General features: G+C 68.3%; 11 protein-coding genes. 6 read left to right on the top strand and 5 right to left on the bottom strand.

Translation table 11 applies throughout. The annotated features are described in order from the left end of the window. Entirely contained in the window at positions 1-3,093 is a 3,093-nt protein-coding gene (locus tag ACN2C7_RS05380) for an efflux RND transporter permease subunit (protein WP_419320306.1), read from the top strand. Between the two features lie 20 nt (positions 3,094-3,113). Here ACN2C7_RS05380 and ACN2C7_RS05375 read toward each other — a convergent pair whose 3' ends face one another. Continuing rightward, positions 3,114-3,767, bottom strand: a complete 654-nt coding sequence (locus tag ACN2C7_RS05375; RefSeq protein WP_419320304.1) for an arylesterase — start codon at positions 3,765-3,767, stop codon at positions 3,114-3,116. 56 nt (positions 3,768-3,823) lie between these two features. Here ACN2C7_RS05375 and ACN2C7_RS05370 point away from each other — a divergent pair, with 56 nt between their 5' ends. From ACN2C7_RS05370 to ACN2C7_RS05355, 4 genes are all read left to right on the top strand, one after another. After that, positions 3,824-4,510, top strand: coding sequence for an ABC transporter ATP-binding protein (locus ACN2C7_RS05370; protein WP_419320302.1), 687 nt, complete (start codon positions 3,824-3,826; stop codon positions 4,508-4,510). After that, the gene (locus tag ACN2C7_RS05365; protein ID WP_419320300.1) at positions 4,507-7,023 is read left to right on the top strand and encodes an ABC transporter permease; all 2,517 of its coding nucleotides are present in this window, start codon (positions 4,507-4,509) and stop codon (positions 7,021-7,023) included. The genes ACN2C7_RS05370 and ACN2C7_RS05365 overlap by 4 nt, the downstream gene beginning before the upstream one ends. A 112-nt stretch (positions 7,024-7,135) precedes the next feature. After that, entirely contained in the window at positions 7,136-8,458 is a 1,323-nt protein-coding gene (locus ACN2C7_RS05360) for a PQQ-dependent sugar dehydrogenase (RefSeq protein ID WP_419320298.1), read from the top strand. A gap of 65 nt (positions 8,459-8,523) precedes the next feature. Continuing rightward, a complete protein-coding gene (locus ACN2C7_RS05355) occupies positions 8,524-9,975 on the top strand; it encodes a carotenoid oxygenase family protein (RefSeq protein ID WP_419320296.1) in 1,452 nt (483 codons plus the stop codon). Between the two features lie 112 nt (positions 9,976-10,087). Here the strand turns inward: ACN2C7_RS05355 and ACN2C7_RS05350 are convergent, their stop codons facing one another. Both ACN2C7_RS05350 and ACN2C7_RS05345 read right to left on the bottom strand, forming a co-directional pair. Continuing rightward, entirely contained in the window at positions 10,088-10,891 is an 804-nt protein-coding gene (locus tag ACN2C7_RS05350) for a DUF1295 domain-containing protein (RefSeq protein WP_419320294.1), read from the bottom strand. Between the two features lie 142 nt (positions 10,892-11,033). Then, positions 11,034-12,257 carry an acetyl-CoA acetyltransferase gene (locus ACN2C7_RS05345; RefSeq protein ID WP_419320292.1) on the bottom strand — a complete coding sequence of 408 codons (1,224 nt, stop codon included), beginning with the start codon at positions 12,255-12,257 and terminating at the stop codon, positions 11,034-11,036. 105 nt (positions 12,258-12,362) lie between these two features. On the opposite strand from ACN2C7_RS05345, the gene ACN2C7_RS05340 reads away from it, so the two are divergent. Continuing rightward, entirely contained in the window at positions 12,363-13,319 is a 957-nt protein-coding gene (locus tag ACN2C7_RS05340; protein WP_419321409.1) for a winged helix-turn-helix transcriptional regulator, read from the top strand. A gap of 8 nt (positions 13,320-13,327) precedes the next feature. Here ACN2C7_RS05340 and ACN2C7_RS05335 read toward each other — a convergent pair whose 3' ends face one another. Together ACN2C7_RS05335 and ACN2C7_RS05330 are read right to left on the bottom strand one after the other, a co-directional pair. Further along, positions 13,328-14,962, bottom strand: coding sequence for a glycosyltransferase family 4 protein (locus ACN2C7_RS05335; RefSeq protein ID WP_419320290.1), 1,635 nt, complete (start codon positions 14,960-14,962; stop codon positions 13,328-13,330). A 119-nt stretch (positions 14,963-15,081) separates the two neighbouring features. Continuing rightward, positions 15,082-16,083 carry an aldo/keto reductase gene (locus ACN2C7_RS05330; RefSeq protein WP_419320288.1) on the bottom strand — a complete coding sequence of 334 codons (1,002 nt, stop codon included), beginning with the start codon at positions 16,081-16,083 and terminating at the stop codon, positions 15,082-15,084. Positions 16,084-16,097: the final 14 nt, after the last annotated feature.

Below are 16,097 nucleotides of genomic sequence, written 5' to 3'. Positions count from 1 at the left end.
ATGAACAACATCTCCGCCTGGGCGATCCGAAACCCGATCCCCGTCATCCTGCTGTTCCTGCTGCTGACCATCGCCGGGATTTCCGGCTTCCGCAGCATGCGGATCAACAACAATCCCGACGTCGACCTGCCGTTCGTCGTCGTCACGGCGGCGCGCCCCGGCGCAGCGCCCAGCGAACTTGAAACCCAGGTCACCCGACTGATCGAGGACTCGGTCGCGGGCCTTGGTCGGGTGCGCCACATCAACTCGACCATCACCGACGGGGTGTCCTCGACCTTTATCGAGTTCGAACTGGGCGTCGATCACGAACAGGTCACCAACGATGTTCGCAACGCCATGTCCGGCCTGCGGGGCGACCTGCCCCAGGACATGCAGGAGCCCAACGTCACCCGGATCGACATCTCCGGCGATCCGCTGATCACCTATGTGGTCAAGGCTCCGACCCTGACACCGGAACAGCGCAGCTGGTTCGTCGACAACGAGGTCAGCCGCACCCTGCTGGCCCTCAAGGGCGTCGGCGAGGTCAATCGCCGCGGCGGCGTTGATCGCGAGATCCAGGTGGCCCTGGATCCCGACCGCCTGGCCGCACGCGGCGTCACCGCCGCCCAGGTCAGCCAGGCCCTGGTGTCCAGCAATGCCGACCTGCCTGGCGGCCGGGTGACCATTTCGGGCTCCGAGCGCGCCATCCGCACCCTGGGCGCGGCCGGCTCGATCGACCAGCTGCGCGAGACCCGCATCCCCCTGTCGGCGGGCGGCACCGTGCGCCTGGGCGACCTGGGCACAGTCGAGGACCGCTGGGCCGAGCCTCGCTCGCGCGCCCGCTATGACGGCCAGGAGGTCGTGACCTTCAACATGGTCCGCTCACGCGGCGCCAGCGAGGTCCAGACCGCACAGAAGGTCCGCAAGGCCGTCGAGAAGCTCGACATGGCCCATCCGGAAGTCGAGATCGACGAGATCACCTCAGAGGTAAAATACATCGAGGACAGCTATCTGGCCTCGATGGAGGCGCTGATCCTCGGCGCCGTGCTGGCCGTTCTGGTGGTGCTGCTGTTCCTGCGCGACTGGCGGGCGACCTTCCTGGCGGCCGTCGCCATCCCGATGTCGCTGCTGCCGACCTTCGCCCTGATGGCGCCGCTGAACCAGTCGCTCAACAGCATCACCCTGCTGGCCCTGTCCTTGACCGTCGGCATCCTGGTGGATGACGCCATCGTCGAGATCGAGAACATGGTCCGCCACATGCGGGGCGGCAAGACGCCCTATGCGGCGGCCATGGAGGCGGCCGACGAGATCGGCCTGGCGGTCGTGGCCACGACCTTCACCATTGTGGCGGTGTTCGCCCCGGTCGGCTTCATGCCGGGCATCATCGGCCAGTTCTTCAAGGCCTTCGCCCTGGCCGCCTGCGTCTCGGTGCTGTTCTCGCTGGTCGTGGCCCGCCTGCTGACGCCGCTGATGGGCGCCTACATGCTCAAGGCCAACGGCAAGCACGAGGATGCCGACCCGTTCTGGATGGCGCCTTATCTGAAGAGCCTGACCTGGGGCCTGGACAATCGCTGGAAGGTCCTGGCGATGGGCATCCCGATGATTTTGGCCTCGTACTTCCTGGCGAAGGCCCTGCCCTTCGAGTTCCAGCCGGCCGCCGACCGTGGCCGCGCGCCGTTCTCGGTCCAGCTGCCGCCGGGCGCGACCCTGGACGAGACAGACGCCATCGTGCGGCGCATGACCCGCGAACTCCGGGCCCGTCCCGAGGTTCGCGGTGTCTATGCCTCCATCGGCGGCAATAATGCGGTCAATACCGCCACCCTGAACGCCGATCTGGTGCCCAAGGGCGAGCGCATGGACCAGCAGGAGTTCAGCCGCCTGATGGTCGACCAGTTCGCCGCCATTCCGGGCGCCCGAATTGGCGCAGGCTCCAACAGCGGCGGTGGTCCCAGCGACGGCACCAGCTTCAGGCTCAGCCTCGTGGGCGACAACGGGCCGGCGCTGGACGCCGCCGCCCGCAAGGTCGAGGCCGAGATGCGCAACGTTCCGGGATTGGCCCATGTGGTCAATACGGCGGCCATTGCCCGGCCCGAGATTGTCGTCACACCGCGCCCCGACCAGGCCGCCCGCGCCGGCGTCTCGGCCGGCGTGATCTCGCAGGCGGTGCGCGTGGCCACCATCGGCGACATCGACCAGAACCTGCCCAAGTATAATCTCGGCGATCGGCAGGTGCCGATCCGCCTGCGCCTGACCCAGGACGCCCGCGAGGACATGGCTATCCTGCAGACCCTGCAGGTGCCCAGCGCCGGCGGCCCGGTGCCGTTGAACGCCGTGGCCGACGTGCGCTTCGGCGCAGGTCCGTCGCAGATCAGCCGTCAGGACCGCTCGCGCGTCGCCACCATAACCGCCGAACTCGACGGCATCGTGGTGGGCGAGGCCAGCAAACGGGTCCACGCCCTGTCCTCGGTCAAGAACCTGCCGAGCGGCATCCAGGAAGTGGCCGCCGGCGACGCCGAGTTCATCCAGGAGATGGTCACCGGCTTCGCCGCCGCCCTGATCACCGGCATCTTGCTGATGTACGTCGTGCTGGTGCTGCTGTTCCGCAGCTTCGCCCACCCGATCACCATCATGGTCGCCTTGCCGCTGGCCATTGGCGGCGCCTTCGCCCTGCTGGTTCTGGCCAAGTCGAGCTTCTCGATCTCGACCCTGATCGGCATTCTGATGCTGATGGGTATCGCGGCCAAGAACTCGATCCTGCTGGTCGAGTACGCGATCATGGCCATGCAGAACGGCATGACCAAGCGCGAGGCGATCATCGATGCGGCGCACAAGCGCGCCCGGCCGATCATCATGACGACGGTCGCCATGGGCGTGGGCATGCTGCCGGTGGCGGTCGGCTTCGGCGCCGATGTCGAGTTCCGCGCCCCTATGGCCATCGCGGTGATCGGCGGCCTGATCACCTCGACCCTGCTGTCGCTGCTCTATGTTCCCGTCGTCTTCATCCTGATGGACGGTCTGAAGGTGCGCGCCGAACGGCTGACGCATCGCGTGTTCGGCAGCAGCGCTCACACGGCCCATCCGCCGGCGAACAAGTCCACCCTGGTCGACGGCTAGGGACGATCCGCGCTGTGAACCTAGATCGTGGTTCGCAGCGCGGTCGCCACCGTCGGGGCCAGCCGCTCGGCGATCACCCGCGCGCCCGCAGCATTGGGATGGATGCCGTCGCGCTGCATCAGGCGCTGGGCCCCGACCACGCCGGTGACGAAGTCCGGATGGAAGACCACGCCGGTCTCGCGCGCCAGGGCCGGATAGAGGCCGGTGAAGTCGCGCGCATAGGACGCCCCGATCAGCGGCGGAGCCCGCACGCCGGCCAGCACCACGCGGATGCGGCGGGCCTTCAGCTTTTCGATGATGCGTTTCAGGTTGGCCTTGGTCCGCGAGGGGTCTGCGCCCTGCAACAGGTCGTTGCCGCCCAGGGCCACTACGCAGACGGCGGTGTCGGCGCCGACGCTGAAATCGACCCGCGCCAGGCCGCCGCCGCTGGTGTCGCCCGAGACGCCCGCCCCGCGCACCGCCGCCCGCACGCCCATCCGGTCGAGGGCGCTCTGCAGCTGCGCCGGCAGGGCGTCGCGCGCGGGCAGACCCAGGCCGGCGGTGATCGAGTCGCCCAGAACGGTGACGATCGGAGGCTTCTCCGCCGCCGTCGCACCGGTCGAAACGGCGAACACCGCGCCAAATCCAAAAATGGTCCCGCGTCGGGTGGGGGCAGGCCGTGTGAAGATCGTCATGAGTCCCTATGTGGGGTTGGGGTTCGCAAATTTAACGCACGAAACAAGGAAACTTCATGACCGCCGATGTCGCGCCGCTCGCCCTTTCGTCGGTGACCCTGACCCTGCCCTCCTCCGCAGGCCCTGTGAATATCCTGCGCGGCGTCGACCTGCATGTGGCGGCGGGTGAGCGCGTGGCGATCATCGGGCCGTCCGGCTCGGGCAAGTCGTCGCTGATTTCCGTGGCCGCCGGGCTTGAGCGCCCGACCTCGGGAACCGTCAATCTGTTTGGTCAGGACCTGGCCAGGCTGGACGAGGACGGCCGCGCCCGCCTGCGCCGGGGCCGCGCGGCCCTGGTGTTCCAGAGCTTCCACCTGCTGCCCAACATGACCGCCGAAGAGAACGTCGCCGCGCCACTGGAGATCGCCCGCGCGCCCGACGCCCTGCCCACCGCCCGCGACTGGCTGGCTAAGGTGGGGCTGTCCTCGCGCCTGACCCACTATCCGCACCAGCTGTCGGGCGGCGAGCAGCAGCGCGTGGCCCTGGCCCGGGCCCTGGCGGCGCGGCCGATCCTGCTGTTCGCCGACGAGCCCACCGGCAATCTCGACAGCCGCAACGCCGGCTCGGTGGTCGACCTGATGTTCGACCTCCTGGCCGAGTGTGGCGCTGCCCTGGTGATGGTCACCCATGACCCGGTGCTGGCCCAGCGCGCCGACCGCATCGTCCGCATGGCCGACGGCAAGGTTGTTGAGGCCGCTGCGTGAGCGCTCTTTCCTTCCGCCTCGCCGCCCGCGAGCTGCGCTCCGGCGTCCGGGGCTTTGGCATCTTCCTGGCCTGTCTGGCCCTGGGCGTCGCCGCCATCGCGGCGGCCGGATCCACGGCCGAGGCCTTCCGCCAGGGCCTGGCCTCGCAGGCGCGGGAAATCCTGGGCGGCGATATCTCGACCTCGGTCGAGAACCGCGACTTCACCCCACAGGAGCGCGCGGCCTTCGCGCGGCTGGGCACGGTGTCCTACACCGCCCGCGTGCGGGTGATGGCCCAAGCGCCATCAGGGGAACGCCGGCTGGTCGACCTGCGCGGCGCCGACGCCGCCTATCCCCTGGCCGGCAAGGTCGAGCTGGAGAGCGCGGCTAGCCTGGCGCAGGCTCTTGCCACGCGCGACGGCCTGCCGGGCGCGGCGGTCGAACCGGCCCTGCTGGATCGTCTGGGCCTGAAGATCGGCGACACATTCGAGGCCGGTCCCCTGACCCTGGTGGTTCGCGCCGTGATGATCCGCCAACCCGACAGCGTGGCGCGCGGCTTCGTGCTCGGCCCGCGCGTGGTGGTGCGTCGCGACCTGCTGGACCCGACGGGCCTGCTGGCGCCGGGCCTGCCGTCTGACCAGGCCGCCCGCATCGCGGTGCGCGACGGCGTCGATCCGGTCGTCGCCGGCAAGCAGCTGGAAAAGACCTTCGGCGAGTCCGGCCTTGGCGTGCGCGACCGCTCCAACGCCGCGCCCGGGGCGCGCAAGTTGATCGACCAGCTGGAATACTTCCTCGGCTTCATCGGCCTGGCCTCGCTGGTCGCCGGCGGCCTGGGCGTGGCGGGGGCGGTCTCGGCCTATCTGGCGACGCGCGAGCCCTCCATCGCCGTGCTCAAGGCGCTGGGCGCGGATGGGGCCCTGATCCGAAACACCTATCTGATCCAGATCGGACTGCTGGCCGCCCTGGGCGTGCTAATCGGTCTGGTGATCGGCGCCATCGTGCCGCTGATCCTGGGCCAGATCGCCGGCAGCGCCCTGCCGATCCCGGCCCTTTTCGCGGTCTATCCCCTGCCCCTGGTCAAGGCCGGCGCCTTTGGCCTGCTGGCGGCGGCGGCCTTTTCGCTAATCCCGCTGGCCCGCGCCCGCGCCACCCCGCCCTCGGCCCTGTTTCGCCGCGCCCTGGGCGTGCGCGCGCCGTTCGGACTGGAGACGATCGGCGCAGCCGTGAGCGGCCTGGGCCTCGCCGCCCTGGCCGTCGCCACCGCCCCCACCCCCATCGCCGCCGGGATCATGATCGCCGGCGTCGCCGTGGCCTTCGTCGCCCTCTGGGCGCTGGGCCTGCTGGCCGCCTGGCTGGCCGGCAAGGTCCGGGGTCTGGCGCGCGGCCCGATCCGTATCGGCTTGGCCAACCTGGCCGGCCCCCGCTCGGCCGCCCGCACCGCGACCCCGGCCATCGGCCTGGGCGTCGCCCTGCTGGCCTGCGTGGTGCTGATCCAGTCGGCCCTGCTGGCTCAGGTCCGCGAGGTCGCCCCCAAAAGCGCCCCGGCCATGGTCTTCACCGAGATCCCCGGCGACGAGGTCGCCGCCTTTGACGCCGAGGTCTTTCGCGCCGCCGGTCGTCTCGACGACCAGAGCTATCTGCGCATCCCCTTCGCCACCGGCCGCATCATCGCGCTCAAGGGCAAGCCCATCGACCTGCAGGCCATCAAGGCGTCCGAGCGCTGGGCCTTCGACAGCGACGTGAACCTGTCGGTTCTCGACGCCGAGCCGAAGGACGCCGGCATCGTCGAAGGCCGCTGGTGGCCGGCCGGCTATACGGGCCCGCCGCAGGTGGCCATGGAGGTCGAACTGGCGCAGGGCGCGGGCCTGAAGGCCGGCGACACCATCACCCTGTCGGTTCTGGGCCGTGATCTCGAGGCCAAGGTCGCGGTGCTGCGCAAGGTCGAGTTCGGCGGCTTTGGCCCGAACTTCTCGATCATCCTGGACCCGAAAAGTCTGGAAGGCGCGGTGCTGCGCAATATCGCCATCGCCAAGATGGACCGCCCCGCCGAAGCCCGACTGACCCGCGCCCTGGGCAAGAGCTTCCCGGCCGTCAATGTCATCAGCGTGCGCGAGCAGCTGGAAGCCGCCGCCGGCCTGTTCGATCGTCTGGCCCTGGCCATTCGCGGCGCGGCGGCCGTCGCGGGGCTGGCGGGGCTGCTGGTCCTGGCCGGAGCCATCGCGGCCGGGGCGCGAGCCCGGGCGCGCGAGGCGGCGACGCTGAAAGTGCTGGGCGGCACGCGCAGCCAGATCCTGTCGGCCTATGTCGTCGAATATGGCGCGGTCGGCCTGATCGCCGGCGCGGCGGGCGTGCTGCTGGGCCTGGCCGCCGCCTGGCCGGTGGTCGTGCTGGTGTTCAAGGCGCAATGGAGCATCGACTGGGCCGGGGTGATGGCCCTGCTGGCCGGAGCGGCGGGTCTGTCGGCGGTCGGCGGCCTGCTGGCTGCGGCCCAGGCGCTGTCGCGACGTCCCGCCCCTGTGCTGAGGGCCGACTGACCCTGGGGAAGCTCGACGTGTCGCAACAATAGTCTAGCCTCTGGGCAGGACCCGTCCGCCAAAGAACGCGGAACGCTTTGAGGCGTTACCATCAGGTCTCAGGGAGAATTCCATGTCGCGTCTTCGTCACCCCGCAGCGCTTACGGTCATCGCCCTGACGGCGCTGGCCGCCTGTAGCCAGAGCGAGTCCCAGAACGCCGCAGCCGGCTATGGTCCCGACCCCGCCCTGCCCGCGCCGACCAAGACGCTGCTGCCGACGGTGAAGGTCTCGCCCGTCAACCGCTGGGCCAATGGCGCGACACCGATCGCCGCCCAGGGTTTCCGGGTGCAGGCCTTCGCCTCTGGCCTGGATCATCCGCGCTGGATGCTGGTGCTGCCCAACGGCGACGTGCTGGTCGCCGAGAGCAATCGTCCGCCCAAGGCCAAGAAGAAGGGCTTTGATATCCGTGTCTGGGCGGAAAACCAGATCATGGGCAAGGCCGGGGCCACCGTGCCCAGCGCCAATCGCATCACCCTGCTGCGCGACGCCGACGGCGACGGCGTGGCCGAGGTCAAGACACCGTTCCTGACCGGCCTGAACTCGCCGTTCGGCATGGCCCTGGTCGGCGAGACGCTCTATGTGGCCAATACCGACGCCGTGGTCGCCTTCCCCTATGTGGCGGGCGCGACCAGCATCGCTGCTCCAGCGCGCAAGATCGCCGACCTGCCCGCTGGCCCGATCAACCACCACTGGACCAAGAGCCTGATCGCCAGCCCGGACGGAACCAAGCTCTATGCGGGCGTCGGCTCCAACAGCAATGTCGGCGAGAACGGCATGGCGGCCGAGGAGCGCCGCGCGGGTATTCTTGAGGTCGATATCGCCACCGGCGCCAGCCGGGTCTATGCCTCGGGCATTCGTAATCCTGTCGGCGTCGGCTGGAACCCGGTCACCGGCCAGCTCTGGACCGCCGTCAACGAGCGCGACGAGATCGGCAACGACCTTGTTCCCGACTACATGACCTCGGTGCAGGACGGCGGCTTCTATGGCTGGCCCTACAGCTATTACGGCCAGACGGTCGACACCCGCGTCAAGCCGCCCCGGCCTGACCTCGTCGCCAAGGCGATCAAGCCCGACTACGCCCTGGGCGCGCACACCGCCTCGCTGGGCCTGACCTTCTATGAGGGCGCGACCTTCCCCGAGCGCTATCGCGGCGGCGTGTTCATCGGCCAGCACGGCTCGTGGAACCGCAAGCCCCAGTCCGGCTACAAGGTGGTGTTCATCCCATTCCAGAACGGCAAGCCCGCCGGCCCGCCCGAGGACTTCCTGACCGGCTTCCTCAATGCCAAGGGTGAAGCCCAGGGCCGCCCGGTGGGGGTCAATATCGACAAGACCGGCGCGCTGCTGCTGGCCGACGATGTGGGCAATGTGATCTGGCGGGTCAGCGCGGCGCGCTGATCCACACTGACTTGCACAACAAGACTGACTGGCGGTAAGCTGACCTATCTCTGATGGGGTCTGCCATGAAGATCGAACGCCTGCCGCCCGTTGTCACCTCGCTGGGTCACACCAACCACCCCTACATGACCGGGGCCTGGACGCCGCAGCACGAGGAGGTCAATGCCTGGGACCTGGAAGTGCTGGAGGGCGCGATCCCGACCGACATCGACGGCGTCTATCTGCGCAACACCGAAAACCCCGTGCACGCGCCGCTGGGCCGCTATCACCCGTTCGACGGCGACGGCATGGTCCACCAGATCGAGTTCAAGGACGGCCAGGCGACCTACCGCAACCGCTTCATCCGCACGCGCGGCTTCGAGGCCGAGCAGGAGGTCGGTGAAAGCCTGTGGGGCGGCCTCGCCGACGGACCGGGCACCTCCAAGCGCCCGGGCTTTGGCGCGCATGGCGGTCTGAAGGACACCGCCAGCACCGACATCGTCGTCCATGGCGGCGAGGCCATCGCCACCTTCTACCAGTGCGGCGAGGCCTATCGGCTGGATCCGCTGACGCTTGAAAACCTGGGCGTCGCCGCCTGGGCGCCGCTGGACGGCGTCTCGGCCCACCCCAAGGTCGACGAGGCCACCGGCGAGCTGTTGTTCTTCAACTATTCCAAGCACGCGCCCTACATGCACTACGGCGTGGTCGACGCCTCGGGCAAGCGCACCACCTATCAGGCCATCGACCTGCCGGGTCCGCGTCTGCCGCACGACATGGCCTTCACCAAGAACTATTCGATCCTCAACGACCTGCCGGTGTTCTGGGACCAGAATCTGCTGGAGCGCGACATCCACGCCGTGCGCCTGCACAAGGGCGTGCCCTCGCGGTTCGGGATCGTGCCGCGCCATGGCGGGCCGGTGCAGTGGTTCGAGGCCGCGCCGACCTATGTGCTGCATTGGCTGAACGCCTATGAAGACGGCGACGAGATCGTGCTGGACGGCTACTTCCAGGAAAACCCCACCCCGCGCCCGCTGGAAGACGCGCCCGACGGCCACGGCCACCTGATGGCCTATCTGGACGAGCACAGCTTCCGGCCCAAGCTGCACCGCTGGCGCTTCAACCTGAAGACCGGCGAGACCACCGAGGGCCATCTGGACGAGCGCATTCTCGAGTTCGGGATGTTCAACCAGCAATATGCCGGCAAGCCCTATCGCTATGCCTATTCGACCACCGCCAAGCCGGGCTGGTTCCTGTTCAACGGCTTCGTCAAGCACGACCTGGAAACCGGCGAAAGCTGGTCGATCCAGCTGCCCGAGGGCCGCTACGCCAGCGAAGCGCCGTTCGCGCCGCGCATTGGCGCGGTGGACGAGGATGACGGCTATCTGGTCAGCTTCATCATCGACGAGAACCGGGGAACCTCGGAGTGCGTACTGGTCGACGCCAAGCGCTTCGAGGTCGTCTGCCGGATTGCTCTGCCGCACAAGCTGAGCAGCGGGACGCATAGCGTCTGGGCGGGTCGGGCGATGTTGCGCGCCTAAAAAATCCTGTCATCCCGGAAGCCTCGCAGAGGCTATCCGGGACCCAGGGCCACTGCACTGCATTTGCCCCTGGGTCCCGGCGCGCCGCTTCGCTGCGGCCGGGATGACAAAGCTATTTTGCGGTTTCAACCTTCTTCGGAAACCACGGCACGAAGCCCGAGGTCCGCTGCACATAGGCCTCATAGTCCGGGCGCTTGCGACGCATGCGCCCCTCGACGGTCGGCACGCCGCTCCACTTGGTCAGCAGGAAGGTCATCAGCACCGGGGCCGGCAGGGTCCAGGCGCCCAGGCCCGTCCCGGCGGCGATCAGATAGAGACCCCACCAGACGCAGGCGTCGCCGAAATAGTTGGGGTGGCGGGTATAGCGCCACAGGCCCTTGTCCATGACCTTGCCGGCGTTCTCCGGCTTGGCCTTGAAGGCGGTCAGCTGGGCGTCGCCGATGGTCTCGAAGGCGATCCCGACCACCGCAATGGCGGCGCCGACAAAGGCCAGAGCGCCCAGCGGCGCGGCCGAGCCGTGGCCAAGCTGCACCGGCAGGGCGATCACGAACTGCAGGCCGTATTGCAGGGCGAAGACCAGCAGCAGGGACGCCTTGGCGAAGCTCCATTGCCGCTCGCTCTGCGCCAGGGCCATCATCGTCACATAGCGGCGGTCCGGTCCGTTCTTGCGCCAGCGCCACAGCAGGTAGCCGCCCAGCCGCAGCGCCCAGATCCCGCACAGGATCAGCAGCAGGTTGCCGTGCGGCGTGGGTCCCATCTGCAGCCACGAGGTCAGGGCGATCAGGCCCATGCCAAGGCCCCACCAGCTGTCGATGAAGCTGACATCCTTCAGCTTCAGACCGATCAGCCACAGCCCGAAAAAGGCGGCGGCCGAGACGGCGGCGTTGATGGCGAGAAGCTGGAGGATGGGGGTCATGGGTGTCCTGATAAACTAGATGCTCCCCCTTCGGGGGAGCTGTCGCGGAGCGACTGAGGGGGCCAACGCGGCCGACCTCCAGCTTGCCCCCTCCGTCGGCTTCGCCGACACCTCCCCCAATGGGGGAGGACCTTCCGTTCGGCTAGGTCCCCACCACGAAACTCACGGTCGTCGTGGTGGATCCGCCGATGTTCAGAGTCTGCACCGTCCTGGCGCCCTCGACCTGGGAGTCGCCGGCCGCGCCGGTTACCTGCTTGAAGGCGTCAAGGGTCATGCGCACGCCGGTGGCGCCGACAGGGTGGCCCGCCCCGATCAAGCCGCCGGACGGATTGATCGGCAGCCTGCCGCCCATGGCGATGTCGCCGGCCTCGATGGCCTTCCAGCTCTCGCCAGGCGCGGTCAGGCCCAGATGGTCGATGGCCATGTATTCGGTGGCGGTGAAGCAGTCATGGGTCTCGACGGCGTCGATCCCGGAGACGTCCGGTGCGATCCCGGCGCGGGCGCGGGCGTCGAGGATGGCGCGCCGAACCTGCGGAAAGACATAGGGCTCGTTGCGGCTGTTCTCGATCTTGCGGGCATAGCTGATCGGGGCCGAGCGATGGCCCCAGCCCTTGATCTGCGGGAGGCTCTCCAGCGCGATCCCGCGCTTGTCGGCATAGGCCCTGGCGCGTTCGGCCGAGGCCAGGAACACCACCGCCGTACCATCGGTGACCTGGCCGCAGTCCTGCTTGCGGGTGCGGCCCTCGACCACGGGATTGGTCTCGTCGTTCTCGGTAAAGGCCTCGGGCCCGAACCGCCAGTCGCGGGTCTGGGCGTTGGGATTGCGCCGCCCGTTGGCGAAATTGATCTCCGAGATCGCCATCAGGTGCTCATACTTCAGGCCGTAGCGGCGGTCGTATTCCTCGGCGAGATCTGAGAAAGCCGCCGGCCACAGGAACCTGGCGTCCTGATATTCGTGCCCCGCCCAGGCGGCGCTGCCCAGGTTCTCGGCGGCCTTCTGGCCGGGGACATTGCGCATCTGCTCGATGCCGACCACGCAGGCCAGATCATAGCGACCAGCCTCGATCTCGGCGGTGGCCGCCAGGATGGCGACACTGCCCGAGGCGCAGGCGGCCTCGTGGCGAGCGGTCGGCAGGCCGTCAAAGGCCGGATGCACCTGGCCGAACATGCCGCCCAGCAGACCCTGACCCGCAAACAGCTCGCCGGCGAAATTGCCGACATGGCCGGTCTGGATCTCTTCGGGGTCCAGCTGCGTCGCGGCCAGGCCTTCGCCCACGGCCTCGCCAAAGGCGTCCGCCATGTCGCGGCCCTGGCGGCTCCAATTGGCCGCGAAGTCACTCTGCCATCCGCCCAGCACATAGACCAAGGCCGCCTCCCATGCTGCTCACCAGTCAGTCCGACTATACAAGTGACTTCGGAGGAGTCCATGCCCAGCGTTGACAGCCCGCCGCGCGGCGCCGCACCAAGCGCCATGGTCTCAACCGCACCAGCCGCCACCCGGCTCCCGACGCTCGTCCGCAAGAGCTCGGCCGCCCGTGCACTGAACCTGATCGGCGACCGCTGGACCCTGCTGCTGCTCTATGCGGCCTTCATGGGCGTCAAGCGCTTCGACGGCTTCATCGCCATGACCGGCATGGCCCGCTCGCTGCTGGTCGACCGCCTGGGACGGCTGGAGGCGGCCGGGGTGCTGGAAAAGCGCCCCTACCAGCTTCGACCCGTTCGCCACGAGTACTGCCTGACCACCATGGGCAAGGACCTCTACGATTCGGCCCTGATGCTGCTGGGCTGGGAGATGCGCTGGCGACTGGACCCGGACTGTCCTTCGCACCAAATTATCCACAGCCCCTGTGGACAACCTCTGCGCCCGGTCCTGGTCTGCCAGGCCTGCGCCGCGCCGGTGAAGGTGCGCGACATCACCCTGACGCCCGGTCCCGGCGCCGGTCTGGAACCCGCCCCCCGCGCCCGCCATTCGCGCCGGGTCAGCGACACCCAGGGCGCGGACGGCGCCGGCGGCACGCCGCTGCACCCGATGCTGGAGCGCTCGATCGAGGTGCTGGGCGACCGCTGGACCGCCCATCTGGTCGCCGCCAGTTTCTATGGCCTGACCCGGTTCAAGGACCTGCAGGCCGAACTGAAGGTGGCCAGCAATATCCTCACCGACCGCCTCTCACGCCTGGTCGAGCGCGGCATGCTGGAAAAGCGCCTCTATCAGACCCGTCCCGAACGCTGGGACTACAGGCTGACCCGTGAGGGCCGCGACTTCTTCCCGCTGATCGCCGCCCTGATGGCCTGGGGCGACCGCTGGCTGTCGGGCGAGGCCGGCCCGCCGGAAATCCTGACCCACGCCTGTGGCGCACGCCTGGTTCCCGTGGTGCGTTGCGGGGCCTGCGATGGGGCGGTGGATGTGCGGACGACGACGATTTCCTGACGTCTCGCTCAGGACCCGAGCTTCACCAGGCCCAGCTTGTAAAGCCACATCAAGGCACGCACTTTGATCGGATCAACGCCCTGGGCGCCCCTGACGAGCACGCCGACCGTGCTGGTCTGCTCGGCCGCCTGCCGGAGCAGCGCGACGATGGTGTCTCGCGGCAGGGTCACGGGATCGACGACATAGCGCGCCACGCGAAGTTCCAGGAAAGTCTCGATCGCCTCGGCCCGCTCAAGATGCACCTCAACGGTCAAGGTCTCGTCCAGGCTGCCGGTCGGATAGTGAGCGAACAGGTCAAACGGATCGGGCCGGCTCGGCCACAGGGCGGGCGGCGGCGAGCCTGCTCCCCTGCGAAGCTCGCCCAGGCCGTCGATCATCTCGACATAGCGCCCCAGGATGACCGGCCAGTCATAGCACTCCCGAGCCCGCGCCTGCCCGGCTGCGCCCAGCCTTTCCCTCAGGTCGGGGCTCTCGGCCAAGGCCATCAACCGGTCGGTCAGCACCGCCAGATCCACGACCGTCGCCATGCTGACCCTGCCGATATGGAAGTCATAGGTGTCGCGATCCAGGGCATAGTTCAGGGCCAGGTCCGCCCCGGCCCCCGCGGCGGGCAGGGTCACCGGAACACGATAGCCGTCGACCCCGTCGCGTATGGTGTCCTTGTAGCCATCCCAGTCGCTGACCAGCACCGGAAGGCCGGCGGCCATCGCCTCGATCGGCGTCAGGCCGAACGTCTCCTGGATATTGTCGGCCAGGGATACGAAGACGTCCGCCGCTTTCCAGGCCTTGTCATAGAGATCGCTGTCCTGGCCATCGATCTGCAGAAACCTGACGCTCGGCGCCAGAAAACGCCGCGCTTCCTCGAAGGCCTTGGCCACACCCGGCGTGGGATAGATGCCGGCCTCAACGCAAACCAGCCTCTTGTCGGTCCGTCGGCAGCTGTCTTCCAGCGCCTGATAGAAGACGACGGGATTGGCCTTGGCGTGGAAGGTCATCCGCCCGGCGAAAAGGAACATCACCTCGTCTGGAGAAAGGCCAAGCGCGGTACGACCGGCGGCGCGCTGCGTATCGTCCCGTGCGAAATCCGCAACGTTCACACCCAGCGGAATGACGGGCAGCGCCACCGGATTGAACCGTGTGGCCCCGGTATGCTCCGAGAACCAGGCCCTGAGCTCATCCTGCAGTTTTGAGACAACGCGGTGGGCTGCGGTCGACGTACAGATCAGCGCATCCCAGGGCTGAAACGGCGGCAGAACCAGTTGCGCGATCTGGTCCATGGCGCCCGCAGAGGACAGGGTATGCGTCACGCCAATCAAGCTGTAGGCCGCTGGACCTTGCGTATTGCGCGCGTGGGCGAACGGCGCTGTCGGCGGCGTTGGGACATAGACGGCGCCGAGATCGTGCAGAGCTCGATCTCCGGGGGGAGACGTCCACTGCAAGGCGCCCGTGAAGCCGTCGCCGCGAAGCTGCTGCAGCATGGTGGGACCCGATGTCCGCGCGCCGAAGCCATGGACCGCGTCAGCCTGCCAACGCCGCGCCACGCCCTTGATCAGCGCCTTGCCGGCGCTTTGCCGCCCCATGATCTTGCTGTCGGTCGAGTAGCCATCGCTCGCGAAATAGATCGCGAAATTCATCTTGCTCATCGAAGGAACCCGCTCGCGACCGGACTTGCTGGAAGACGTCTCAAGCGAAAGGTTCGAGCCGGGAACGTCAAAGCCTAGTTAGGAAAAGCCACCGCCTGTGTCGATGGCTTCCCGCACGCCTAGCGCCCCACCATCGCCAGGCCCGCCTCGCTGTAGCGCTCGCCCTCGATGGCCGCTTCGGGCACGGCGGCGGCGATGCGCGACAGGTCCTCGGGCGTCAGGGCCACGTCGACCGCGCCGACATTTTCTTCGACACGGGCGATCTTGGTGGTGCCGGGGATCGGGGCGATGTCGGCCCCCTGATGCAGCAGCCAGGCCAGGGCCAGCTGGGCGGGGGTGATCCCCTTTTCGCCGGCGATCAGGGTCAGGGCCTCGACCAGCGACAGGTTCCTGGCCAGGGCCTCGCCCTGAAAGCGCGGCAGGCCACGGCGGAAGTCGTCCTTAGCCAGGCCTGCGTTGGTGGTCAGGGTCCCGGTCAGGAAGCCGCGACCCAACGGGCTGTAGGGCACCAGGCCGATGCCCAACTCGCGGATCGTCGGCAGGATCTCGGCCTCGACGCCGCGCGTCCACAGCGAATATTCGCTCTGCAGGGCCGCAACGGGCTGCACGGCGTGGGCCTTGCGGATGGTCGCCGCGCCGGCTTCAGAGAGGCCAAAGTGCTTGACCTTGCCCTCGGCGATCAGGTCCCTGACCGTGCCGGCGACATCTTCGATAGGCACATTGGGGTCGACGCGGTGCTGGTACAGCAGGTCGATGACCTCGACGCCCAGGCGCTTGAGCGAAGCCTCAGCGACCTCTCGGATGTGCTCGGGGCGGCTGTCGACGCCGACCATGCGGCGCACGCCGTTCTCATCCGGCGCGGCGATCTTGAAGCCGAACTTGGTGGCGATCACGACCTTGTCGCGGAAGGGCTTCAGCCCCTCGCCGACCAGTTCTTCATTGACGAAAGGACCATAGACCTCGGCGGTGTCGAAGAAGGTGACGCCCAGTTCGACCGCGCGCGCCAGCACCTTGAAGGTTTCGGCCTTTTCCGGCGCCGGCCCGTAAGCCCAGCTCATTCCCATACAGCCCAGGCCGATGGCCGAGACCTCCAGACCGTCGCCGAGTTTCCGGGTCTTCATGGTGCAGCTCCTTG

This window comes from Caulobacter sp. ErkDOM-E, from assembly GCF_048541895.1.
Lineage (GTDB): Bacteria > Pseudomonadota > Alphaproteobacteria > Caulobacterales > Caulobacteraceae > Caulobacter.
Note: the sequence above shows the minus strand (reverse complement) of the source record. Positions and strands in the feature narration are given on the sequence as shown.